Annotated in this window: 22 protein-coding genes; 2 read left to right on the forward strand and 20 right to left on the reverse strand. The window is 28.6% G+C overall.

The features are described 5' to 3' along the window. The 5 genes from grpE to lepB all read right to left on the reverse strand — a co-directional run bounded on the left by grpE (window position 1) and on the right by lepB (window position 5,175). Window positions 1-561, reverse strand: coding sequence for a nucleotide exchange factor GrpE (gene grpE, locus FYJ26_RS07330; RefSeq protein WP_176269985.1), 561 nt, complete (start codon window positions 559-561; stop codon window positions 1-3). A gap of 15 nt (window positions 562-576) precedes the next feature. Continuing rightward, the gene (gene hrcA, locus FYJ26_RS07335; protein WP_154541106.1) at window positions 577-1,581 is read right to left on the reverse strand and encodes a heat-inducible transcriptional repressor HrcA; all 1,005 of its coding nucleotides are present in this window, start codon (window positions 1,579-1,581) and stop codon (window positions 577-579) included. Between the two features lie 74 nt (window positions 1,582-1,655). Beyond that, on the reverse strand, window positions 1,656-2,780 hold the full coding sequence (hemW, locus tag FYJ26_RS07340) for a radical SAM family heme chaperone HemW (protein WP_154541107.1): 1,125 nt from the start codon (window positions 2,778-2,780) through the stop codon (window positions 1,656-1,658). Window positions 2,781-2,824: 44 nt separating this feature from the next. Next, entirely contained in the window at window positions 2,825-4,630 is a 1,806-nt protein-coding gene (lepA, locus tag FYJ26_RS07345) for a translation elongation factor 4 (RefSeq protein WP_154541108.1), read from the reverse strand. Further along, window positions 4,630-5,175, reverse strand: coding sequence for a signal peptidase I (lepB, locus tag FYJ26_RS07350; RefSeq protein WP_154541109.1), 546 nt, complete (start codon window positions 5,173-5,175; stop codon window positions 4,630-4,632). The genes lepA and lepB overlap by 1 nt, the downstream gene beginning before the upstream one ends. Before the next feature lie 145 nt (window positions 5,176-5,320). Between lepB and rpsT the strand changes: the two genes are divergently transcribed. Beyond that, on the forward strand, window positions 5,321-5,587 hold the full coding sequence (gene rpsT / locus FYJ26_RS07355; protein WP_154541110.1) for a 30S ribosomal protein S20: 267 nt from the start codon (window positions 5,321-5,323) through the stop codon (window positions 5,585-5,587). Window positions 5,588-5,654: 67 nt separating this feature from the next. Here the strand turns inward: rpsT and holA are convergent, their stop codons facing one another. Then, on the reverse strand, window positions 5,655-6,668 hold the full coding sequence (gene holA / locus FYJ26_RS07360; protein ID WP_154541111.1) for a DNA polymerase III subunit delta: 1,014 nt from the start codon (window positions 6,666-6,668) through the stop codon (window positions 5,655-5,657). Further along, window positions 6,665-8,833: a DNA internalization-related competence protein ComEC/Rec2 gene (locus FYJ26_RS07365; protein ID WP_154541112.1), complete on the reverse strand. Its 2,169-nt coding sequence runs from the start codon at window positions 8,831-8,833 to the stop codon at window positions 6,665-6,667. Before FYJ26_RS07365 ends, holA begins: the two co-directional genes overlap by 4 nt. Window positions 8,834-8,876: 43 nt before the next feature. Between FYJ26_RS07365 and FYJ26_RS07370 the strand changes: the two genes are divergently transcribed. Continuing rightward, on the forward strand, window positions 8,877-9,620 hold the full coding sequence (locus FYJ26_RS07370; RefSeq protein ID WP_154541113.1) for an alanyl-tRNA editing protein: 744 nt from the start codon (window positions 8,877-8,879) through the stop codon (window positions 9,618-9,620). Between the two features lie 41 nt (window positions 9,621-9,661). Here the strand turns inward: FYJ26_RS07370 and leuS are convergent, their stop codons facing one another. The 13 genes from leuS to lgt form a co-directional block, all read right to left on the reverse strand. Next, window positions 9,662-12,070: a leucine--tRNA ligase gene (gene leuS / locus FYJ26_RS07375; protein ID WP_154541114.1), complete on the reverse strand. Its 2,409-nt coding sequence runs from the start codon at window positions 12,068-12,070 to the stop codon at window positions 9,662-9,664. Between the two features lie 9 nt (window positions 12,071-12,079). After that, window positions 12,080-13,468: an asparagine--tRNA ligase gene (asnS, locus tag FYJ26_RS07380; protein WP_154541115.1), complete on the reverse strand. Its 1,389-nt coding sequence runs from the start codon at window positions 13,466-13,468 to the stop codon at window positions 12,080-12,082. Then, window positions 13,465-14,781: a replication-associated recombination protein A gene (locus tag FYJ26_RS07385; protein WP_154541116.1), complete on the reverse strand. Its 1,317-nt coding sequence runs from the start codon at window positions 14,779-14,781 to the stop codon at window positions 13,465-13,467. Before FYJ26_RS07385 ends, asnS begins: the two co-directional genes overlap by 4 nt. Window positions 14,782-14,827: 46 nt before the next feature. Then, a complete protein-coding gene (gene nrdR / locus FYJ26_RS07390) occupies window positions 14,828-15,283 on the reverse strand; it encodes a transcriptional regulator NrdR (RefSeq protein WP_154541117.1) in 456 nt (151 codons plus the stop codon). Window position 15,284: 1 nt separating this feature from the next. Next, window positions 15,285-16,370 (reverse strand): cell division protein FtsZ, encoded by a 1,086-nt coding sequence (gene ftsZ / locus FYJ26_RS07395; protein WP_154541118.1) that lies wholly within the window; start codon window positions 16,368-16,370, stop codon window positions 15,285-15,287. Window positions 16,371-16,393: 23 nt separating this feature from the next. Further along, window positions 16,394-17,164, reverse strand: coding sequence for a cell division protein FtsQ/DivIB (locus FYJ26_RS07400; protein WP_154541119.1), 771 nt, complete (start codon window positions 17,162-17,164; stop codon window positions 16,394-16,396). A gap of 2 nt (window positions 17,165-17,166) precedes the next feature. Further along, window positions 17,167-18,252: an undecaprenyldiphospho-muramoylpentapeptide beta-N-acetylglucosaminyltransferase gene (gene murG / locus FYJ26_RS07405; protein ID WP_154541121.1), complete on the reverse strand. Its 1,086-nt coding sequence runs from the start codon at window positions 18,250-18,252 to the stop codon at window positions 17,167-17,169. Next, window positions 18,249-19,562, reverse strand: a complete 1,314-nt coding sequence (gene murD, locus FYJ26_RS07410; protein ID WP_154541123.1) for a UDP-N-acetylmuramoyl-L-alanine--D-glutamate ligase — start codon at window positions 19,560-19,562, stop codon at window positions 18,249-18,251. The genes murG and murD overlap by 4 nt, the downstream gene beginning before the upstream one ends. Next, a complete protein-coding gene (gene mraY / locus FYJ26_RS07415; protein WP_154541125.1) occupies window positions 19,559-20,509 on the reverse strand; it encodes a phospho-N-acetylmuramoyl-pentapeptide-transferase in 951 nt (316 codons plus the stop codon). Before mraY ends, murD begins: the two co-directional genes overlap by 4 nt. Window positions 20,510-20,514: 5 nt before the next feature. Continuing rightward, complete coding sequence (locus FYJ26_RS07420; RefSeq protein WP_154541127.1) at window positions 20,515-20,907, reverse strand: septum formation initiator; 393 nt, start codon at window positions 20,905-20,907, stop codon at window positions 20,515-20,517. Between the two features lies 1 nt (window position 20,908). Then, complete coding sequence (gene rsmH / locus FYJ26_RS07425) at window positions 20,909-21,829, reverse strand: 16S rRNA (cytosine(1402)-N(4))-methyltransferase RsmH (protein ID WP_154541129.1); 921 nt, start codon at window positions 21,827-21,829, stop codon at window positions 20,909-20,911. A 1-nt stretch (window position 21,830) separates the two neighbouring features. Continuing rightward, window positions 21,831-22,244 carry a division/cell wall cluster transcriptional repressor MraZ gene (gene mraZ / locus FYJ26_RS07430; protein WP_154541131.1) on the reverse strand — a complete coding sequence of 138 codons (414 nt, stop codon included), beginning with the start codon at window positions 22,242-22,244 and terminating at the stop codon, window positions 21,831-21,833. Between the two features lie 258 nt (window positions 22,245-22,502). Then, window positions 22,503-23,273 carry a prolipoprotein diacylglyceryl transferase gene (lgt, locus tag FYJ26_RS07435; RefSeq protein WP_154541132.1) on the reverse strand — a complete coding sequence of 257 codons (771 nt, stop codon included), beginning with the start codon at window positions 23,271-23,273 and terminating at the stop codon, window positions 22,503-22,505.

Consider the following 23,273-nt stretch of genomic DNA (forward strand, 5'->3'; position numbering starts at 1 on the left):
CTATTTTGCAACTTTTACCATACTTGGTCTTAAAACTTTATCATTAAGGGTATATCCTTTTTGATATGTCTCTATAATATAATTTGATTTGAAATTTTCGTTTTCTTCTGTTTGAAATGCGTGGTGGAAATTTGGATCAAATTCAACATTATCTGATTCAATTTCCGCAAGTCCTTCTTTTTCTAAAACTTTCCATAATGAATCTCTTGTCATTACTATTCCTTTAACAAAAGAATCATTTTTGTCTGTATCTTTAAGTGCCCTATCAAAGTTATCTAAAACTGGTAATAACTCTTCAATTAACTTTGATGAAGCAAACTTTTTAAATTCTATTCTAGCCTTTTCTTCCCTTTTTTTATAATTTGAAAACTCTGCTAATAATCTTTGATACTTATCTTTATATTCATTTTCAATTAATTCTTCTTCGACTTCTTTTGGAGTTTCTTCATCTTCTCCTGAAGCTTCATTAACTTCTCCATCTTCATCAACAATTTCAGCTTCGATTTCTTCTAATTCTTCTGTATTTTCAACATTCTCATCATGCTTTTTTTCATTGTCCACCTTAAACACCTACCTTTATTTACTGAGTAAATCTGAAATTAGCTTTATATCAGAAATAACTTCCTTATAATCAATTCTTGTAATTCCTATAATTCCAATTTGGCCTACAATGTCCTTATCATAATTAAAATGCGAAGTTATTATTGTATTGTCTTTTAATTCATTTATCTCATTTTCATCTCCAATAGTAATTTTAAGATTGCTATTGGAATTTTCAATCAAATCCCATATCCTATCTTTACTATCTAAAATTTTAATAAACTCTTTAGCCTTTATTGGATCCTCAAATTCTTTAAAATTAAAAATATTTCCAATTCCTTTTATAATTACTTCCTTACTAAGATCTGTTAAAGAATCATTATTAATTTTATTCTCCAAAATTTCTAATAAGGATTCATACTTTTTAAGATTTTTATCTTTAAGTCTCTTAAACACCTTAGAAATATCTTTAATATTGACTCCTTCTATATTTTTTTTAAGTTCTATAGACAAGTATTTTATATCCTCTTCACTTACTTCAACATTGGTATAAATCCTATCACTAATAATACTTGCATTGTCATAAACTATGACAAATAAGAGCATATTAGAATCAAGTTTAATAAGTTCGAGATTTAAAACTTTATTGATATTATTTCTTATAGTGTAAGATATAGCTGTAAGATTAGTCATCTTAGAAAGTAATAAGGTTGCTGTATCTATAATTTTTGAAACATTTCCATATCTTTTATCAAGAATTTTTTCTAATTTTTCTTCATCTTCTTTATTAGAATCCAGTGTATTTTCTAATATATAATTGACATATAATCTGTAACCCTTATCTGATGGGTACCTACCACTAGAAGTATGGGCCTTTTCAAGAAGTCCCATCTTCTCAAGAGTGCTCATCTCATTTCTAATAGTTGCAGAAGATATATCTAGAGAATATTCATTAAGTAATGAATTTGAACCAATAGGCTCTCCAAGATTAACGTATGAGTTTATAATGGAAAAGAGTATCATTTTCTTTCTCTCGTTCATTATCTTCACCTCATTTAGCACTCCTAATATCTGACTGCTAATATTAATATACTTGGTAAATTTATATTTGCAAGTTAGATTATTTCAAGATAAAATTCATTAGATAAGTCGAAACCTTTATGGGTAAAACTCAGGCTTTTCCCTATATTAAAAAAGCCAAGATTATAATATTTATCAACAATTTTACTATACTTGTTTAAAAGACTATAACCAAAAATTTCTTCAAATTCTTTTAAATTAATTCCTTCACATTCCCTTAGCTTAAAGATTATATATTCTTTCTCCCTTTCACTTTTTGAGATAAACTCTTTAGTTTCTATGGGAAACTTTCCACTATTTATTAAGTTTTCATATTTAATAAAATTTCTTACATTACTGTATCTAATATTCGATAAAAATCCTGATGCACCAAGACCTAAGGCAAGATATCCACCCTCAGACCAATATTTTTTATTGTGGTAAGATTCGAAACCTTTTTTTGAAAAATTAGAAATTTCATACCTAAATAATCCTAAATCTTTTAATTGCTTTTCTATATATAAAAAAATTCCCCTTTCTAGATCATCATCCATTAACTTTAATTTTCTTTTTTTATAAAGAGTATAAAAATATGAACCCTTCTCTAAAATTAGAGAATAATAAGATATATGTTCTGGCTTAATTTCTTTTATAAGTTCTAAATCTTTTTTTACTACATTAAAGTCTCCTCCTGGTAGATTTAAAATCATATCTAAGGAAAGATTTTTAAATCCAACTTTTCTTATATTTTTAATGTCATTTAATATAATTTCTTTACTATGATCACGACCAACATTTTTTAATACCTTATCATCAAATGATTGAACTCCTAGAGATATCCTATCTATACCAAGTTCCCTATATTTTTTTAGCTTATCAAGTGTTAGGGAATTTGGATTTGACTCTATAGTAAATTCCTTAAGATTTTTAACCTTAAAATTTTTAAGTTTTTCTACAAGTTTCTCTATATATTTATAATCAACATATGAAGGTGTTCCTCCTCCAATATATATAGAATCTATATCTACACTTATATTTTTTTGATATAAATCAATTTCCTTATATAAATTATCAAAGTATGAATCAATCCTATTTTCCAAATTGGGATAAGCTACGAAATCACAATAAAAACATTTTTTCTTGCAAAAAGGGATATGTACATAAAGTCCAATTTTTTCCATTTTTCCTCCTTTTACATAAAAAAAGCTAGGACAAGCCTAACTTTTTAATCATCTTCATATTTTAATACAGCAAGGAATGCATCCTGAGGGATTTGAACACTTCCTAACTGTCTCATCCTCTTCTTACCTTCTTTTTGTTTTTCTAGTAATTTTTTCTTTCTAGATATATCTCCACCATAACATTTTGCAATTACATCTTTTCTTAGTGCTTTTACAGTTTCTCTTGCTATAACCTTAGAGTCTATAGTAGCTTGAATTGGAATTGCGAATTGTTGTCTTGGTATTTGTTCCTTGAGTTTTTCAACAATTGACCTTCCTCTTTCATATGCAAAATCCTTATGTACTATGGTCGAAAGTGCATCTACCCTATCTTCGTTTATCTTAATATCAAGTTTTATTAAATCACTTTTTACATAGTCTGTTACTTCATAATCAAGAGATGCATAACCCTTTGACCTTGACTTAAGTGAATCAAAGAAATTATATATAACCTCATTTAAAGGTAGCTTATACTTGATTAAAACCCTATTTTCATCAATATAGGACATATCTATAAGCTCTCCACGCCTTGATTGGGCAAGCTCCATTATAGGACCTATATAATCCTTTGGAGTCATAATTTCAGATATTGTAATTGGTTCTTTTACATATTCAATTTCTGAAGTTGATGGAAAATCATTAGGATTTTCCAACTTTTTCTCATCATGACCCTTAGTCTTTACCCTATAGATTACAGAAGGTGCAGTAGCTATAATATCAAGGTCATACTCTCTTTCAAGTCTTTCTGTAATAATATCCATATGCAAAAGTCCCAAAAATCCACATCTTAGACCTACACCCAAGGCTTGAGAGTTTTCTTGTTCAAATACAAGAGATGCATCATTAACTTGGAGTTTTTCAAGAGAATCTCTAAGTTTTGCAAAAGATTCTCCTTCTGCAGGATAAATACCAGAATACACCATTGGTAGAACTTCCTTATATCCTGATAATGGTTTATCTGTTTTATTGTTCTTTAAAGTTATAGTATCTCCAACTCTTGCATTTCTTATGTCTTTAATACTGGCTTCTATAAAACCAACATCCCCACTTCTTAAATCTTTTGTCTCTATCCTATCTTTCATAGTATAGCCAACTGCTGTAACTTCGTATGATTTTCCGCTTGCCATCATGTAAATTTCATCACCAGGCTTAACTGAACCTTCAAAGATTCTCACATAGCATATTACTCCCCTATAAGAATCATAATAAGAGTCAAAAATTAAAGCCTTAAGAGGCTTATCATCATGATCTTCTGGTGCTGGAATATTTTCGATTATATCTTCTAGTACATCAGTAATATTTAATCCAGTTTTAGCTGAAACTAGAGGAATTCCTTCGGTATCAAGACCTATTTGATTTTCTATCTCTTCTTTTGTCTCATCAACCCTAGCACTTGGCAAATCAATCTTATTTAAAACTGGTAAAATCTCAAGATTCTGTTCTAAAGCTAGATAGGTATTAGCCAAAGTTTGAGCCTCTACACCTTGTGATGCATCCACAACAAGAATTGCTCCTTCGCATGCCTTAAGAGATCTTGAAACTTCATAAGTAAAGTCTACATGACCAGGAGTATCTATGAGATTTAGAACATAATCTTTTCCATCCTTAGCCCTATAATTTAACTTTACTGATTTTAATTTAATAGTAATTCCTCTTTCTTGCTCAAGATCCATGCTATCAAGCATTTGTTCTTCAATATCTCTTTTTGAAACAGAATTAGTTTCCTCAATTAATCTATCAGCTAAAGTTGATTTGCCATGATCTATATGGGCTATAATAGAAAAATTTCTTATATTTTCTTTTTTCTTCATTATCTATTTTCCTTATCTACAAAACCAATATCATATAAAGGGTAAAATCTTAAGAAAGCATGACCAACTATAGAATTCTCACTAATAGGGCCAAAATTTCTTGAATCATTACTTGCATTTGGAAGTCTATTATCCCCCATAACAAAGTATTCTCCTTCATTTAAAGTCCATTCACTATTATTATTTGTTGTTAGAGTTTCGTCCGTATTTATATAATGCTCTGAATAAATTTCTCCATTAATATATACATTCCCATTACTTATAGATACAGTATCCCCTGGAAGTCCAACAATTCTTTTTATATAAAGAGTAGATTCTTGGTCAGGAGCTTCAATTATAACTATATCTCCTACATCAAAACCTTTAAAATGCTTCGATAATTTATCTACAAATAACATATCACCACTATGTAATGTGTTAAGCATTGAATTTCCCTCTACCTTGGTAGCATCAAGCAAAAATATTTTTATAAAAAACGCTAAAATTAAAGCAAGCAGTATTGTCTTAATCCAATCAAGAAATTCTAATGAATTTTCTTCACTCATATATACACCTCTCTTACTAAAATATTATAAACGAATATTGCAAAAGTTCAAAATATTTTAAAATCATATAATAAAACTTAAATATTTGTAAAAAACTTAAGTTTATGGTAAAATAAATCAGTCGAAGTAAATTGGGGGTGAAAAAATGGCAAATATCAAATCAGCAATTAAAAGAATTGACATAGCTAGAAGACAAACTGCTAGAAATAAATCTGTAAAATCAGAAATTAAAACATATGTTAAAAAATTTGAACAAGCTATAGAAAATAATGAAGCTGACAAAGCTAATGAACTTTTCAAAACTGTTGATAAAAAAGTAAAACAAGCAGCAGCAAAAAACATTATTCATAAAAATCAAGCTAGTAGAACTAGTTCAAGATTAGCTAAAAAATTAAATTTATTAAATGCTTAATTTTTAGTCGGTTCATTCAAACTTGCGACTTAAGACAAGTCGCAAAGAATAGAATGAGTCGATTTTTTTATTTTGAAAAAGAACTTATTAACATTTCCATATTCAAATTCATATCAAAGTCTAAGCTCTTTTGTTTTCTCTCCATATTATATAAAAAATCATGTATATTAAATAATTCATCAAGAGTAAAATTTCTCACGAAAGATTTATCTTTATTTAACTCATAAAAAGAAATTGAAAGTGTCTTCATTATATATGAATCATTAAAAGAATTATTACTTAAAACCTTTATACCTATAAGATTTCTAATATGTCTTACTAGCATATGATAAATCTTAAATATTTCATCTATATCCCTTGCCATATAAAAGTATGTATCAAGTGCTTTTTTACTATTTTTCATAGATAAGGCATCAGTAAAATTAAAAATATTTAAATCAAGAATTTGATCTAATTGTTCTGATACATCTATGTCTTTTACTTCCATCTGATCAGAGTTTGAAATAATTTTATCTATAGTATTTACAACTTCATAAAGGTCTACCTCTGAGTTTTTATTTAAATATGAAAATCTAGCTATAATATCATTTATTTGAGATTTTTTGATTTTTTTACCAAATTTTAAGAATCTTTTTCCAATAAAATATATTAATTCATTATTAGTAAGCCTTTTTACTTCTACTATTTGACCATTTTTTTTGACATTTTTATAAAATTTTCCCTTAAAAATCTTTGAATCAGGTATTATTAAAAGAGTTAAAAAATCTCCGACATTATTAATTGTTTTTATAAGGCTATTATTAACTTCCTCATATTCTTTAATGTTTTTTTGAGAAAAGTCTACATTTCTCCATATAATCACTTTTTTATCTTCCATAATAGGATATGTGTCCATAGCTGTTTGAATCTCTTCTATACTTGTTTTTCCCTTAATTTCTATGTAATTAAAGTCAGGATATCTTAGTATATCCTTTGCTGCATCTATAATTGTCTCTTTTAGGTATTCTTCTTCAGAATCAATCAAATATATTCCACTTGTATTACTTGATAAGAAAGCTTTCATAAATTCCTTATAATTCATCTAAAAAATCCCCCCTTCATATATTTTTCAACTTTAAAACCACCATTCACAAATTGGATTTCTACATATCCATCTGTTTGAGTATTATAAGTTTTGATATCTTTTAAATTCTCTAATACTTCCTTACTAGGATGTTTATATACATTATTTCGTCCTGCAGATATTAAAGCAACTTCGGGCCTTACATAATTAATAAAATCTTTTGATGTAGAAGATTTAGAGCCATGGTGTGATACTTTTAAAATATCGGCTTTTCTTTTAACTACTTCTTCCCTGTTGCTAGGTAAATCACCCATAGTAAGTATTCTTACTCCTTTTATTGTAAGTAAAAGTGGCATTGAGTCCTCATTTTCTTCCCCATCATAATTTTCAAGGACATCTATTATTATATCTTTTTTAGTAAGTCTATCATAGTCATGTAATATTTCTATGTTGTAATTTTTAAATGAATTCACATTATACTTATTTACATAGATTTTTTCTATATTAAATTCATTATTTAATTTACCTAAAGCTCCATAATGATCACTATCTTCATGAGAGATAAAAACCCCCTTTATTTTTCTAATTCCCTTTGCTTTTAAAAGAGGAATGAGAATATTATCAGTAGAGTTATAATTACCAAAAGAAATCTCACCACAATCAAAAAGATATATATCTTTTCCAGTCTCTAAGATAAATGAATCGCCTTGTCCAATATCTATCATCGAAAAACTTATAGGCCTATTTAAATCACAAGTAATAGAAAAAACTATTATTAGAATTGAATATATTAAATATTTTCTTAAATTTTTAAGTCTTTTGCTTTTAAGTTCCAGAAATAGATATATAATTATTAGAAAATAAATCGATATAAGAATTGATTCTTTTGGAAAACTAATTTTAAATACATCTATAGAATTTAAAAATAAAGCCATATTTATTATTGATTTTATCAAAAAATTCAAACTCCAAAATATAATAAATAAAAACTTTCCCAAAAATGGATATGCCAAAATTATTATAAAAATAAGATAGGCTGATATTTGAAATATAGGTACAATTAAAAAATTTGTAATTATTGATAGAAAATTAAAACTTTGGAAATAATAGACTAAAAACGGGAACATAACAAGTTGAATCGAGCCTATAAAAACCAAATTTTTCTTTATAAATGAACCTTTATTCTTATATTTTGGATAAATTATATATATGGCAAAACCTGCCAAATATGAAAGTATTAGGGATGCATGAAATATAGCAAAAGGATTTATAAAAATAATTAATAGAAAAGATGCCATTAGAATTTTATACATATCCTTTCCTTTTTTTAGTAAAAAACCCAAATATATAATACTATGAAGTAAGATTACTCTCATAATAGAGAAAGGAAATCCTATCAAATATCCATAAGATACTGAAAAAATTAATCCTAAAGGCAGAGCCACTTTATAAGAAAGCCCAAATTTTATAAGTATAAGTATCATAAACCCTAATATTATATCTATATGAAGACCAGATACAGCAAGTAAATGGGAAATACCTAAAGATGATAATTCACTTATATTCTTATACTTTTCTGATAAAACCACAGCCTTTACAAAATCAGATGCATCCTCACTTAAATTATTGTCAAAGATAGATTTTATATAAAAACTAAATTTTTCTTTAAGTCTTAAATTAAGATATTTCGTTTTTTCTACTCTCTTCAAATCTATAATTTTAAGTCTTGATTTAACCCCTTTTCCAAGCATGTAATTCCTATAGTTGAAAAGATAAGGGTTGGTATTCTTAGAGACTAGATCTATTTCAAAATTTCCTATAAGTCTATCTCCAAGATTAAATTCTTTGTCTGATATAAGAATTGATTTTTCATCTATTTTATAAATTTTATCTTTAGCCTTAACTGTATAAATAAATCTATCATTAGTGCTAGACTTATCCACTACTAAAAGTGATAAGTCTAGTTTTTCATATTTGTTCAATTTAAAAGAATTAAAATTTATTCCTGCTATGAAATTTCCTAAAATTACTGCTAGAAAAAAATAAAAAATTGTTTTTTTCATAAATAAAAGACATAGGAAAAAAAGTCCTAAAATCAAGACTAAATTAAGACCTTCAAAATATACAAAAAAACCTATTCCACAAATAAAACCTAATAAGCTTAAAAATAATATTTTTCTCATATCTATCTCCCACTTAAATTATAACATATGATATAATTATAGTATGAAAGATTTATTATACATAAGTCATCCCTTAATAGATGAAATTAGTGCAAATATAAAAAAGAAAAAATATAATTATCCTTATACTAAACTTATCTTAGATAGAAGCATTTTTATTCCGAAAACCGCCTATCTTCTGGATGAAAATCCCGAAATATCCTCATTTAAAATAAAAAACATACAGATGGTTGAAAAAGATATTGTATATACAATTGAAGGAAATATAGAGAAAAAGGAAGTCTACTTAAAAATTGATAAAAAAGCAAGACTTAAAAATTTATATTATAATACTGCATTTTATATTTTTAAGGCTATCTTTTATCAATTCTATAATAACAAGAACATAAGCCTTTCAATAGAAAAAAATAAATCTCGAATTAAGGTAGATAATTTTTATGAAAATTTTGATTTAAAAGCTTTTAAAGAACTTTTTGAAAAGATTATAAAGCTTGGTCTCGACATAAATATAGAAGAGGAAGAAGTTTTTATTGATGGATTTGAAAGATTTCCAAATCAGGGTGTATTTTTGAGAAATACCAAATATTTAGAAGGTATTTATGTTTTTTCATTAGAAAAAATTGAAGATAAGCTTTTAATTGATTTTATAGTTGGAGATGACTATTTAAAATTTGTTAGTAAGAGTATGGATTTGATTGAATATATTAAAAATATTTCTACAGGAGATTTAGATTCTAGTGAAAAGATTACTAAGATTATATCCGCTATACAAAATCAAAAATATTAATGGACTATTCATAAATTTATGAATAGTCCATTTTTTAGTCTTTATTTTACAAGTAGATTTAATATCTTGCCTGGTACATATATTACCTTAAATATATCTTTTCCATCTATATATTTTTGTATGTTTTTATCATTTTCTGCCTTACTTACAGCATCTTCTTGATCTGCATCTTTACTTATATTAAGTTTAGTCCTAACTTTGCCATTTACTTGAACTGGAAGTTCAATTGTATCATATTCAAGCTTAGATTTATCATAAATTGGCCATGATGCTTGATTGAGCTCACCTTCAAATCCTATCTCTTCCCATAATTCTTCTGTTAAATGAGGGGCAACTGGATTTAATAAAATTAAGTAAGTCTTATAATCTTTTTTGGTGATTGTCCCTTTATTTCTAAATTCATTTAATAGACTCATCAAAGCGGCTATAGCTGTATTATATTTTAGTGATTCATAATCATCAGAAACCTTTTTAATAGTTTGATTTATAAGAATTTCTAAATCTTTTGAATATTCTTCTCCATCTTCTACTAATTCATAAAGGTTAAATACTCTTTCAAGATATTTCCTACAACCTTTAACCCCCTCGTCTGACCAAGGAGCAGTTGATCTAAAATCACCAATAAACATTTCATATACTCTTAGAGTATCAGCACCATAATCTCTTACTATGTCATCAGGATTTACTACATTTCCTCTTGATTTAGACATTTTTTGATGGTCTTCTCCAAGAATCATTCCATGAGATGTTCTTTTTTGATATGGTTCTTTTGTAGGAACCTTACCTATATCATATAAGAACTTGTGCCAAAATCTTGAATAGAGTAAATGAAGTGTTGTATGTTCCATTCCGCCATTATACCAATCAACTGGTGTAAAGTATTCTAGATTTTCTTTGCTTGCAATATCCTTACTATTATTATGATCTGTGTATCTTAAATAATACCATGAAGAGCCTGCCCATTGTGGCATTGTATCTGTTTCCCTTTTAGAAGGCTTTCCGCAGATTGGGCAAGTAGTATTTACAAAGTCATCTATTTTTGATAATGGACTTTCTCCATCATCTGTCACCTCATAGCTTTCTACTTCAGGAAGCTCTATAGGAAGATTTTCTTCCTTTTCTGGAACCCAACCATGTTCTTGACAATAAATCATAGGAATTGGTTCACCCCAATATCTTTGTCTAGAAAATACCCAATCTCGAAGTTTGTAATTTACTTTTGCAAAGCCTATCTCATTATCTTCAACATATTCTATCATCTTAGCTTTGGCTTCATCAACTGAAAGACCATTTAAAAAATCTGAATTTATCATAAGTCCCTTGTCATTTGATATTGTAGGAAGTTCTTCATCCCCATTGTCAATTACAGGAATTATTGGCATATCAAATTTTTTAGCAAATTCAAAATCTCTTTCATCATGGGCTGGTACTGCCATAATCGCACCTGTACCATAAGATATAAGTACATAATCAGATATCCAAATTGGAACTTCCTTTCCATTTACAGGATTTATGGCAGATATTCCATCAAGTTTAACCCCTGTTTTTTCCTTAGAAAGCTCACTTCTTTCAAAATCTGACTTTTTCTTAGCAAAAGTTTGGTATTCTTTAACTTTATCGAGATTTTTAATATCATCTTTAAATTTTTCAAGCATAGGATGTTCTGGTGCTATTACCATATAAGTTGCGCCAAAAATTGTATCAGGTCTTGTAGTATAGACATTTAATTTATAATCCTTATCCTTTAATTTAAAGTCTATTTCTGCACCATAGCTTCTTCCAATCCAATTTTTTTGTTGAGTTTTGATTTTTTCTTCATAGTCAACATCATCTAAATCATCTATGAGTCTGTCTGCATATTTTGTAATTTTTAACATCCATTGATTTTTAACCTTATGGGTTACATCTGAGCCACATCGTTCACACTTACCATCAACTACTTCTTCATTAGCAAGTCCTATCTTACATGATGGACACCAGTTTATTGGCATTTCTTTTTTGTAGGCAAGCCCATGTTTATAGAGTTGTATAAATATCCATTGACTCCATTTATAATAATTTGGATCAGTTGTATTAATTTCTCTTGACCAGTCAAATGAGAAACCAATTGATTTCATTTGCGACTTGAAATTTTTAATATTATCTCTTGTAACTATTGCTGGGTGTATATGATTTTTTATAGCATAGTTTTCTGTTGGAAGACCGAATGCATCCCAACCCATTGGATAAATTACATTTTCTCCTTCTAGTCTTCTCTTTCTTGCTACTATATCTAAAGCCGTATAAGGTCTTGGATGGCCTACATGAAGACCTTGACCTGATGGATATGGAAATTCTACTAATGGATAGAATTTCTTTTTATCCTTATCTATAACAGCTTTAAATGTTTCCTCATCATCCCATATTTTTTGCCATTTTTTCTCAATAGCATTTGGATTATATTCCCTCATAATTACTCCTTAGTTTTTTGATGCAAATGACTTAACTGTTCTTGGATATTGTATTACGTCACGAATGTTCTTCATTCCAGTAAGATACATTACAGCTCTTTCAAAACCAAGTCCATATCCTGAATGAACAACAGAACCATATCTTCTAAGATCTAGATAATTTTGATATTCATCTATGTTAAGTCCATTATCTTCCATAGATTTTACAAGTTCATCATATCTTTCTTCCCTTTGGCTTCCCCCTATCAGCTCACCTACAGCTGGAACTAATAGATCAAAAGCAGCTACAGTTTTCCCATCTTCATTTCTTCTCATATAAAAAGCCTTTATGTCTTTTGGATAGTCTGTAACAAAAACAGGTCCATCTACAATCTTTTCTGATAAATATCTTTCATGTTCTGTTTGAAGGTCCATTCCCCATTCTACTGGATATTCAAAATCTACATTGGCTTCTTTTAGTTTTTTTATAGCATCAGTATAGGTAATTCTTGCAAATTTAGCATCTTTTACCTTTTCAAGCCTTTCTATAAGTGTATCATCAATTTTTTCATTGAAAAAAGTAATCTCATCTTTACAATTTTTAAGAACATAGTCAATCATATACCTAATCATATTTTCCGCTACATCCATACAATCATTGTAGTCAGCAAAGGCAATCTCTGGCTCAAGCATCCAAAATTCAGCTGCATGTCTTGGTGTGTTTGACTCCTCTGCCCTAAAAGTTGGTCCAAATGTATAAATGTCTGAAAAAGCAAGAGCAAAATCTTCTGCTTCCAATTGACCTGATACTGTAAGATATGATTTCTTTCCAAAAAAATCCTTAGAATAATCAACTTTTCCTTCATCATTTAGATTAGGTTTTTCAAGATTTTGGGTTGTAACTTGGAACATCTCTCCTGCTCCTTCAGTATCAGATGCTGTAATTATAGGTGCATTTAAGTAGATAAATCCTCTTTCTTGGAAGAAATTATGAAGAGCAAATGCAAGTTTACTTCTTAATCTAAATACTGCCCTATAAGTATTTGTTCTTGCTCTTAGGTGAGGAATAGTTCTCATGTATTCAAGAGATTGTTTTTGTTTTTGAATAGGAAATTTTTCATCACTATGGCCTAGTACAATAACCTTATTTGCTTGAAGTTCAAAGGCTTGTTTTGCATTATTTGTTTTAACCAATAACCCACTAACCCTTAATGATGCTGAAAGATGTTCTTTTTTTAGTTCTTCAAAGTTATCTAAGTCTTTACTTAACACAACTTGGAGGTTCTTAAATATAGTTCCATCGTTTAGTTCTATAAAACCTACATTCTTAGTAAACCTCGCTTGTCTTATCCATCCTTCAAGAGTAATTTCCTTATCAATAAATTTTTCTAAATCTCTTTGAATTTCTCTTAATTTCATTTGTCTAATCCTCTCTTAACTTTTTCTAATTTTTCTACAAGCTCTTTTTCATATCCAATATTTTTTGGCTCATAAAATTTTTCATTTTTATACTCATCTGGTAAATAATCTTGTTTAACATAGCCATTATAGTTATGAGGGTAAAGATACTCATCTTTTACTAATTTTTTGCTATCTTTATAGTGAGTATCTTTTAATTTATTTGGAACTTCTAAATCCCTCTTATTTTTAACAAAATCCATAGCCTTATTTATAGCAAGATATGTGGAATTGTTTTTAGGACTAAGTGCAAGATAAACGCAAGCCTCTGCTAAAATAATTCTTGCTTCAGGCATTCCAACTGCTATTGACGCATTAAAAGCATTAGTTGCAATATTTAATGCATTTGGATCTGCAAGAGAAATATCTTCTGCAGCAAAAATCATCATCCTTCTTCCTATAAATTTTATATCTTCACCTGAGTTAAGCATTTTTGCTAAATAATAGATACTTGCATCAACATCTGAACCTCTCATAGATTTTATAAAAGCAGATATTGTATCGTAGTGCCTGTCACCATTTCTATCATATATTGAAATCTTTTTTTGAATTGAATCTAAGATAGTTTGGCGGTCAATTTCTATTATACCTTTATTATCATCTTGTGAAAACACAGCTATCTCTAAAGCATTTAAAAGTGCCCTACAATCTCCATTTGAATAGGATATTAAGGTTTCTATTGCATTATTTGTTATACTTATATTTTTTCTTTGGAGTATTCTATCCTTATTTATTGCTCTATCTATAAGCATCTTTAAATCATTATAGCTATGACTTTTCAGCTCAAAAACATACATTCTAGATATCAATGCCTTATTTACTTCAAAATATGGATTTTCTGTTGTTGCCCCAATTAATATAATTGTAGAATCTTCTACAAAAGGCAGAAGATAGTCTTGTTGTGATTTATTAAACCTATGAATTTCATCTATAAAAAGTATAGTCTTTTTATTTTCAAATTTAAGATTATCCTTTGCTATTTCTATTTTTTTCTTTAGATCGGATATACCGCTTGCTACAGCAGATATTTTTTCAAAAGCCATATCAGTAGTATTTGATATGATTTCTGCAAGTGTAGTCTTACCAACTCCTGGAGGTCCATAAAAAATAGATGAGTAAATCCTATCTGCCTTAATCATCCTTCTTAAAATCTTTCCTTCACCTATCAAATGTTCTTGACCAATAAAATCATCAAGTGTTTTAGGTCTTAGCCTATCTGCTAAGGGAGCTGATTTTTCAATTTCTCTTATCCTATTTAATTCAAATAAATCCATGCTTTTCCTATCTTTAAAAAAAAGATGCTATCCTTCATGAATAACATCAATTTTCATCTTTTAAATTTTTTAATTCTTCGTAAAAACTTTCTACATCCTTAAATTCTCTATATACTGAAGCAAATCTAACATATGCTACTGGATCTATATTTTTAAGTTTATCACAAACAAATTTTCCTATTGTAGTGGAAGATACTTCCTTTTTTCCCAAATGATTTATTTCAAGTTCTATTTCATTTGCTATTTGTTCAATTTGATCGATAGAAACTGGTCTTTTCTCACAAGATTTTACTATACCATTTATAAGCTTTGACCTATCAAAAGATTCCCTTGTATCATCTTTTTTTATAACCATAAGTGTCCTGTCTTCATACCTTTCATAAGTTGAAAATCTCTTGTTACAGCTTTGGCAAAGCCTCCTTCTTCTTATAGCAGTATTATCTTCTGTAGCCCTCGAATCTATAACTTTTGTATCATTTGAGTCACAATATGGACATTTCATTTTATTTTAAGAAGTCAGGAAGATCTATATCATCAAATGGATTTGATATTTTTTGTGAATTCTGTCTTTTTGTTGTATTTTTCGCTGGTGCTTGTCTTCTATTTTCAATAACTTCTCTTCTTTTTTGAGAATCTTGATCAAAACCTGTTGCTATTACAGTAATCTTAATATCGTCACCTAGGGATTCATCACTTCCAACACCAAAAATGATATTGGCATCAGAATCGATATGCTCTCTTATTAACTCTGCTGCTTCATTTGCTTCCATAAGTCCAACTTCTGCTGCAGTAACATTTAATAATACTGCATTTGCACCTTCTATTGATGTTTCAAGTAGTGGAGAGTTTACAGCAGCTTTTGCAGCATCAACTGCTCTATTTTCACCACTTGCCCTACCAATACCCATATGAGCAATACCTTGGTCTGACATAATTGATTTAACATCTGCAAAGTCAAGGTTAATAACATTTGGTATAGCTATAAGTTCTGATATACCACTTACAGCATCCATAAGTACTTGGTCAGCCATTTTAAATGCTTCTACCATAGATGTTCTTTTTTCAACTATTTGTAAAAGTCTATCATTAGGAATTGTAATCAATGTATCTACACTATCCTTAAGTGCTTCTATACCACCTTCTGCGGATGTTTGTCTTTTTCTTCCCTCAAATGTAAAAGGTTTTGTAACAACTCCTACTGTAAGTATACCTTGCTCTTTTGCTTTTTTAGCAACTACTGGAGCCGCACCTGTACCAGTTCCACCACCCATTCCAGCAGTGATAAAAACCATATCAGCTCCTTTAAGTGCCTCATCTATTTCAGATTCACTTTCTTCAGCAGCCTTTTCTCCAATTTCAGGATTAGCACCTGCTCCAAGTCCTCTTGTAAGCTTTGCACCAATTTGTAATTTTATATCAGCATTAGCTTCATTTAATGTTTGAAGGTCTGTATTAAGCGCTATAAACTCAACTCCAGAAAGTCCTCCTTCTCTCATTCGGCTTATGGCGTTATTTCCACCACCACCTACACCTATTACTTTAATTTTGGCTAAGGCATTATTTTCTACTTCCATATTGATATTTGCCATATTCCTCCCCCGTTTCATAACTTTTATTTCTCATTATCTTGATCTAGACTTGTTTTATCGACTTCAACTACAGGATCTTTACCTTTATCAAGTCTTATAGTGTAGGCTTTAAGCCCTTTATCACTAATATCTTTTAAAACTGAATCGAGTAGTTTCAGCTTATAATCATAATTATTTAAATCTCCAAAATTAATATGAATATCATTTATTATTATACCAATATCCTGATTGTTTTCCAAGTCTATTTCTTCTAAGTTAAGGCTATACTTATATTCTTGAATTTTCTCTATAAAACCAAGAACTTGCTTATTATCTGTAAACTTTTCACCAAGTTTTGGTTTTTTTTCTATCCCTTTTAATACAACTAGGCCATTCTTATTACTTGTCTTATCTAAAACTTTAGATTCATTTGATATTATATACTCTTTATTGTTGAATGTTGCTGTCATAAATGCAAATTCTTCTTTTACATTTATAAGTATCTTATCTGGATATTCTTTTTGTATATCGACATCTTTAATAATTTCTTCTTTTTTTAAGTTTTCTATACTCTTATTCGCATCATAGAAAAAAATATTATTTCCTATAGGATTATTTAATTTAGATAAGATTTCTTCATCGCTTAAAATTTTATTGCCTTCAATATATATTTGAGAAATTTTAAAATAATCATTCTTAAATATATTATAAATAATAACAATAAAACTAATTATTAATAAAAAAATCATGAACAAAGATGTAAAAACTTTTTCTTTTCTTTTTTTCTTTACTTTTCTTCTTTTTCTTTTTTCCATAATTAACTTGCCATAAGTTTTCTGATTATATTATAAATCTCATCAGCTGCTTTAGGATTTTGTAAACTATTGGCCTTCTCTCCCATGTTTTTTAATTTATCCTTGTCATTGATTATCTCTTTTATATTATCATATAATTTTTGACCAGTTAAATCTTTTTCAAGAATCATCAGGCTTGCACCATGTTCAAAATAGTTTCTTGCATTAAATTCTTGATGATTTTCTGTTGTATAAGCCTTTGGAATTAAAATAGAAGCCTTTTTTAAGGATGAAATTTCAGTCAAGCTCATAGCTCCAGAAGAGGCTATAACTAAATCACTTACAGCATAAAAAAGGTCAATACTATCTATATAAGAAAAAATTTTAAGAAATTCATTATTATATACTTCTTTTTTGAAATTTTCAAAATACATATTTCCTGTTTGATGAAGTAGGTAAAAATCACCCTTCATAAGTTGGCTCATTTCTTTTACTGCTTCATTTAATGCATATGAGCCGTTTGATCCACCAAACGAAAATACTACTGGTATATCCTTTTTTATACCAAGCTTATCTAAATCCTTTTTTGAAAAATCTTCATTAAAGTTTGTTCTTACAGGGTTTCCAGTAATATAAATATTATCTTTGTTTTTCAGGTGTTTTTTAGCCTCTTCGAATGATATACAAACCGCATCTACCCTAGAAGATAAAAACCTTGTTGTTATTCCAGGAAATGAGTTTGACTCATGAATCATAGTTTTTATATGTTTTCTAGATGCTTGATAAATAATTGGAGCACAAACATATCCTCCAGTTCCTATGACAAGATCTGGTTTAAAATCATTGATTATTTTTTTAGCCTTAGAAAAACCCTTTAAATTTGTAATAAGAGATTTGAATAATCTCTTAGATATCTTTCTTGGAAGACCCATAGCTTCTATAGAATGGAATTTATAATCATACTTTTTTACAATTTTTTCTTCAGGTCCACCCTTTATTCCAACATAAAGAATTTCAAGATCATCAATTTCCTTTTCTAATTTTTGGCATATTGCAATGGCTGGATAGATATGCCCTCCCGTTCCTCCGCCTGATACTATTATCTTCATCTTGGCTCTCTTTCTTTTACTAAATTCTTAAAGTCATTTCCTCTTTCTTCAAAACTTTTATACATATCCCAACTTGCTGATGCTGGAGATAATAAGACTATATCATTTTTCTTCATTATCATAAATGCTCTATCAACAGCATCTTTCATGGTATCTTCTATAAAATATTTTATACCATAATCTTCGCTGACAGATTTTAAAATATTTTTAGTTTGACCAATTAAAATAATAGCTTTTATTTTTTTACTTGAACTTTCAAATAAGGGTCTGTAGTCTATATTTTTATCATAACCTCCAGCTATTAAAATTACATTCTTATCAAAACTTTCTAAGGCTTTTATTGCAGAATCAACATTGGTTGCCTTTGAGTCATCAAAAAATTTAACATTATTAATTTCTGTAACAAATTCAAGTCTATGACTTATAGCCTTAAATGTTTTAATATATTTAACTATTTCATTTATATCAATTCCGTATAGATATAATGCCAAGACTGCTGCCATGGCATTTGATATATTATGATTACCTACAATTTTTAAATCATTCCTAGAAAATAATTTTATAGGTTCATCTATGTTTAAAACTATATCATCACCATCTAGGTATATACCATTAGATATCTTATCTTTTGTTGAAAATTCATAAATATTTGCATTGAAGTTTTCTTTATTTTTACTTAATATTTTATCATCATGATTTATAATAATATAATCTTTTTGATCTTGATTTCTAGCTATACTTAACTTATCTTTAATATAGTTTTCCTCACTTTTATGCCAGTCTATATGATCTGGTGTAATATTTAAAATGATTCCAATATGAGGTTTGTAAAACTTTGTATTATGTAGTTGAAAAGATGAAACTTCTTCTACAAAGACTGCTTCATTTTTATACATTTGCCATAGAATACCTTCACCAATATTTCCAACTGCTATAGCTCTTTTTCCTGACTCATTTAAGATATGGCTTATAAGTGAAGTTGTTGTTGTTTTGCCATTTGTTCCAGTTACTGCCAAAAATTCTTTATTATTAAAAATTCTATAAGATAATTCTATATCTGATATTATCTCATTATTTTTTTCAAGAACTTTTACTATCTCATCATCCGGTTTTATACCAGGGGATTTTACTACAAAATCAAATTTATCCTCTTTTTTTACATCAGAAATAGGGCTATAGTCATAGCCCTTTAATCTATCGTCTTCTTTTTTGAGTTTGTCAAAAGTATAAACTTTATATCCCTTACTTGCTAATGTTTTTACCGTTGAAATACCTGTTATTCCTAAACCATATACTAAAACTTTTTTCATATTGCTGCCAATAAAGTAATCAAAGATAAGATTACTGATACTATTGTAAAACCAGTAACTATTTTTGGTTCTTTGTATCCTTTCAATTCAAAATGATGGTGGATTGGTGTCATTAAAAAAATTCTCTTTTTATTTCTAAGCTTATATGAGCCTACTTGTAGGATTACTGAACCAGCTTCAGCTACATATATACCTCCTAATATCACTAAAAAAAGAGCCATTTCCATATTTAGTGCAAGTGCTACTACAGCCCCACCTATAGCCATAGAACCTGTATCACCCATAAATACTGATGCAGGATTTGAATTATAAAATAAAAATCCTAATAGTCCAGCCAACATAATACTTGCAAATAATTTATCTTCAACACTTGTTGCAAGAATTATAAACGAAATAAAAACAGGAATAGAAACTGATGAAGAAAGTCCATCAAGTCCATCCGTAAGATTTACTGCGTTAGATGTTCCTATCATTATAAACATCATAAGTGGTATGCCAAATATTGAGATGTTAATTCTGGTATGAGTAAATGGTATCCAGAGTTTAGTTATGGTGTCATTTTGAAATATAAAACATAAAAGTGCGATTACAAACGATAATCCTACTTGCAATACAATTTTTTGTTTGGCAGTAAGTCCAAGTGACCTTTTTAAAACAAGCTTTCTAAAATCATCAACAAAACCTATTGCTCCAAAACCAAATGTTGCAAGAAGCAATATAAAAGTTTTCATAGAAAAAGGAACAAAAATCAATGTCATTACAAGCGTTGATATCAAAAATATAATACCACCCATTGTCGGTGTACCCGCTTTTTCATAGTGACTTTTTGGCCCTTCTTCTCTAATATTTTGCCCTATATGGCTATTTCTTAAGATTGGAATAATAATTCTTCCAAGTATAAGTGTTAGTATTAATGTTAGTAAAATTATTCTTAAAATATCTTTCATTTCTCCTACCTATCAATATCAAGATAAACAATATTGTTCTTGTTCTCATATACCATACCCAATTCTTCTATTGCATATCTTTGAATTTCTTTTAAATCAACTGTATCTTCTAGGTTTTTATTAAGCCTATCACGTGTAAGTTGATAAGATGTATATTGACTTTGTAAACTATTATACTCGTTTCTTGTATTATTCAATTTTATGTAATTTTTAATAGTAATAAAGCCCATTACTATAAAAGATAAAAATAATAAAGCTAAAATATTTGCTTTAAACTTTTTATCTTCTTTTTTAAACTTATTATACTTAAGCTTTAGATTATAATCAGTTTGATTTTGCAAACTTAGCTTTTTAATTCTTTTTCTATTTTGTTTTCTTTTTCTTAAAGCTTCCTGCATATCAAACCCTTTCAACTACTCTAAGCTTTGCACTATGAGACCTTCTATTCTCCTTAAGCTCAGACTTTTTAGGTAAAATTGGTTTTTTTGTAATTACTTTTACCTTCCTTTTGTGGTTACACACACAAACCGGGAAATCTGGTGGACAAATACAGTCTTTGCTCATTTCTTTAAATTTATTTTTAACAATCCTATCTTCAAGCGAATGAAATGTAATAACACATAACCTTCCACCTTTTTTAAGATTGTCTACTACAGTTTCTAAAGTATTTTCCAAAACTTCAAGTTCACGATTAACTTCGATTCTCAAAGCTTGGAATACTCTTTTTTCAGGATGAGCTTCGTTTGAGTTTACAGAATTCATAACAATATTTCGGAGTTGTAAAGTTGTATTAATTTCTTCATTTTTTCTGTAATCTACAATGGCTTTGGCTATAGTTTTAGAATATCTTTCTTCGCCAAAATTTTGGAATATCTCCCAAAGCTCATCCAAAGAGTAATCATTGACAATATGCTTTGCTGTTAACTCATTATCTTTGTCCATTCTCATATCTAAAGGACCGTCTTTCATATAAGAAAAACCTCTATCTGCCTTGTCAATTTGATATGAACTTACGCCAATGTCCATCAAAGCGCCATCTAATTTATCTACGCCTGCTTCAAGGAGAACATTTTGTATATTTTCAAAGTTTCGGTTAAAATACAATACATTCGAGAAGTTATTTAAGTTCTCCTTAGCTGCTTTGATAGCTTCTTTATCCTGGTCTAGTCCAATTAAAAGTCCGTCTTCATTAAGTCTTTCCAAAATCTCTTTAGAATGACCTCCCTTACCTAAAGTTAGGTCAGCATAAATACCATCTTCTTTTATATTCAAGTTTTCAATTGATTCATTTAACAAAACTGATATGTGTGAAAATTTCATACTACTGATCCATTATCTCTGATAAGTTTCCTTCTACATCTTCTATATATTGGTTCCAATTATCCAAATCCCATATTTCTATGTTGGTATTGTTACCAATTATCATAGCTTCGTCTTTTAATTTGGCATATTCGCGTAATTGCTTATTTATTAGAACACGTCCTTGTTTGTCTAAATAAGCTTTGATAGTGGAAGAAAAAAACAATCTTTTCATTGCCCTGTTGTTTTTGTTTTGGTAGGATAGTTCTTCATACTTTTTTGCACGATTTTGAAACTCTTCTATAGTATAAATAACTAAAGAGTTTTCAGGGCCCTTTGTAATATAAAATTCATCTCCCAAGTCATCTCTAAAGTCACTTGGCATCATTATTCTATTTTTAGAATCTACTTTATGAATGAATTCTCCTAAAAACATGACCCACCTTCTACCACATATTTCCACTTCACTTATATCTTATAACAAAGCCTACAAATTGTAAAGACTTAAAAAAAATATTTTTAAGAATAAATTTCAACTTTTGACTATAAATTCAAACTAATTAATGTTTGGTGGTAGAAAAACCCAAAAATAAAAAATAAAAGGGCTATTGCAAAATTATGAATTTCTATCATTGTGCAACAGCCCCAGTATGAATATAAAATTGTAAGCTAAGTATCGAATATCCTTAAAAATCTAGCATCTATTCTTCTTTATGAATTGTCCCATGTTCAAATGTTTATATCTTACAAACAAATATATGCCTAAAATAAGGTAAATTACACTTGTAAATTGTGCCATTCTTATAGGCCCTATCATTAAAGAATCTGTCCTTAAAGCTTCTACAAAAAATCTAAGTACTCCATATGCCATAAAATATATAGCAGTTTGCTTTCCCTTGGCAGGTTCTTTTTTCCTATAATTTATCAAAAATAAGAATATAAGAAAATCTCCAATAGATTCATAGAGAAAAGTAGGATGAACCCTTACCCCATCAACAAGGATTGCCCAAGGAAGATTTGTTGCACTACCATGAGCTTCACCATTTACAAAATTACCCCACCTTCCTATAGCTTGCCCTAAAGCAAGTGATGGTACCATAACATCTGTTATATCAATAAGTGGAATTTCTTTTTTCTTACTATAAAAATATAAGGCAATTATCGCAAATAAAATTCCTCCATGAATAGCAAGACCTCCTGCCCTAAAGTTTAAAATTTCTATAGGATTATTTTTATATAAATCCCATTCAAATACAACATACCAAAGCCTAGCCCCAACTATTGCAAAAGGTAAGGTTACAAATAAAATATCATAAATGAAATCCTCACTAAATCCCCTTCTTGAAAACTCTTTTTGAGCAAATTTTGCGCCTATTAAAATTCCTGTAATAATAATAATTGCATACCAATATACATCTATACCGAATATAGAGAAGGCAACCCTATCAATTTTAAAATCTAACAT

Origin of the sequence: Anaerococcus porci, assembly GCF_009696575.1 — a bacterium.
Taxonomy (GTDB): domain Bacteria; phylum Bacillota; class Clostridia; order Tissierellales; family Peptoniphilaceae; genus Anaerococcus; species Anaerococcus porci.

Excerpts from the sequence above, each read along its gene's own strand:
- hrcA (WP_154541106.1), bottom strand. The coding sequence starts at position 1,581 with ATGAACGAGAGAAAGAAAATGATACTCTTTTCCATTATAAACTCATAC.
- hemW (WP_154541107.1), bottom strand. The coding sequence starts at position 2,780 with ATGGAAAAAATTGGACTTTATGTACATATCCCTTTTTGCAAGAAAAAA.
- lepA (WP_154541108.1), bottom strand. The coding sequence starts at position 4,630 with ATGAAGAAAAAAGAAAATATAAGAAATTTTTCTATTATAGCCCATATA.
- lepB (WP_154541109.1), bottom strand. The coding sequence starts at position 5,175 with ATGAGTGAAGAAAATTCATTAGAATTTCTTGATTGGATTAAGACAATA.
- rpsT (WP_154541110.1), top strand. The coding sequence starts at position 5,321 with ATGGCAAATATCAAATCAGCAATTAAAAGAATTGACATAGCTAGAAGA.
- holA (WP_154541111.1), bottom strand. The coding sequence starts at position 6,668 with ATGAATTATAAGGAATTTATGAAAGCTTTCTTATCAAGTAATACAAGT.
- FYJ26_RS07365 (WP_154541112.1), bottom strand. The coding sequence starts at position 8,833 with ATGAGAAAAATATTATTTTTAAGCTTATTAGGTTTTATTTGTGGAATA.
- FYJ26_RS07370 (WP_154541113.1), top strand. The coding sequence starts at position 8,877 with ATGAAAGATTTATTATACATAAGTCATCCCTTAATAGATGAAATTAGT.
- leuS (WP_154541114.1), bottom strand. The coding sequence starts at position 12,070 with ATGAGGGAATATAATCCAAATGCTATTGAGAAAAAATGGCAAAAAATA.
- asnS (WP_154541115.1), bottom strand. The coding sequence starts at position 13,468 with ATGAAATTAAGAGAAATTCAAAGAGATTTAGAAAAATTTATTGATAAG.
- FYJ26_RS07385 (WP_154541116.1), bottom strand. The coding sequence starts at position 14,781 with ATGGATTTATTTGAATTAAATAGGATAAGAGAAATTGAAAAATCAGCT.
- nrdR (WP_154541117.1), bottom strand. The coding sequence starts at position 15,283 with ATGAAATGTCCATATTGTGACTCAAATGATACAAAAGTTATAGATTCG.
- ftsZ (WP_154541118.1), bottom strand. The coding sequence starts at position 16,370 with ATGGCAAATATCAATATGGAAGTAGAAAATAATGCCTTAGCCAAAATT.
- FYJ26_RS07400 (WP_154541119.1), bottom strand. The coding sequence starts at position 17,164 with ATGGAAAAAAGAAAAAGAAGAAAAGTAAAGAAAAAAAGAAAAGAAAAA.
- murG (WP_154541121.1), bottom strand. The coding sequence starts at position 18,252 with ATGAAGATAATAGTATCAGGCGGAGGAACGGGAGGGCATATCTATCCA.
- murD (WP_154541123.1), bottom strand. The coding sequence starts at position 19,562 with ATGAAAAAAGTTTTAGTATATGGTTTAGGAATAACAGGTATTTCAACG.
- mraY (WP_154541125.1), bottom strand. The coding sequence starts at position 20,509 with ATGAAAGATATTTTAAGAATAATTTTACTAACATTAATACTAACACTT.
- FYJ26_RS07420 (WP_154541127.1), bottom strand. The coding sequence starts at position 20,907 with ATGCAGGAAGCTTTAAGAAAAAGAAAACAAAATAGAAAAAGAATTAAA.
- rsmH (WP_154541129.1), bottom strand. The coding sequence starts at position 21,829 with ATGAAATTTTCACACATATCAGTTTTGTTAAATGAATCAATTGAAAAC.
- mraZ (WP_154541131.1), bottom strand. The coding sequence starts at position 22,244 with ATGTTTTTAGGAGAATTCATTCATAAAGTAGATTCTAAAAATAGAATA.
- lgt (WP_154541132.1), bottom strand. The coding sequence starts at position 23,273 with ATGTTAGATTTTAAAATTGATAGGGTTGCCTTCTCTATATTCGGTATA.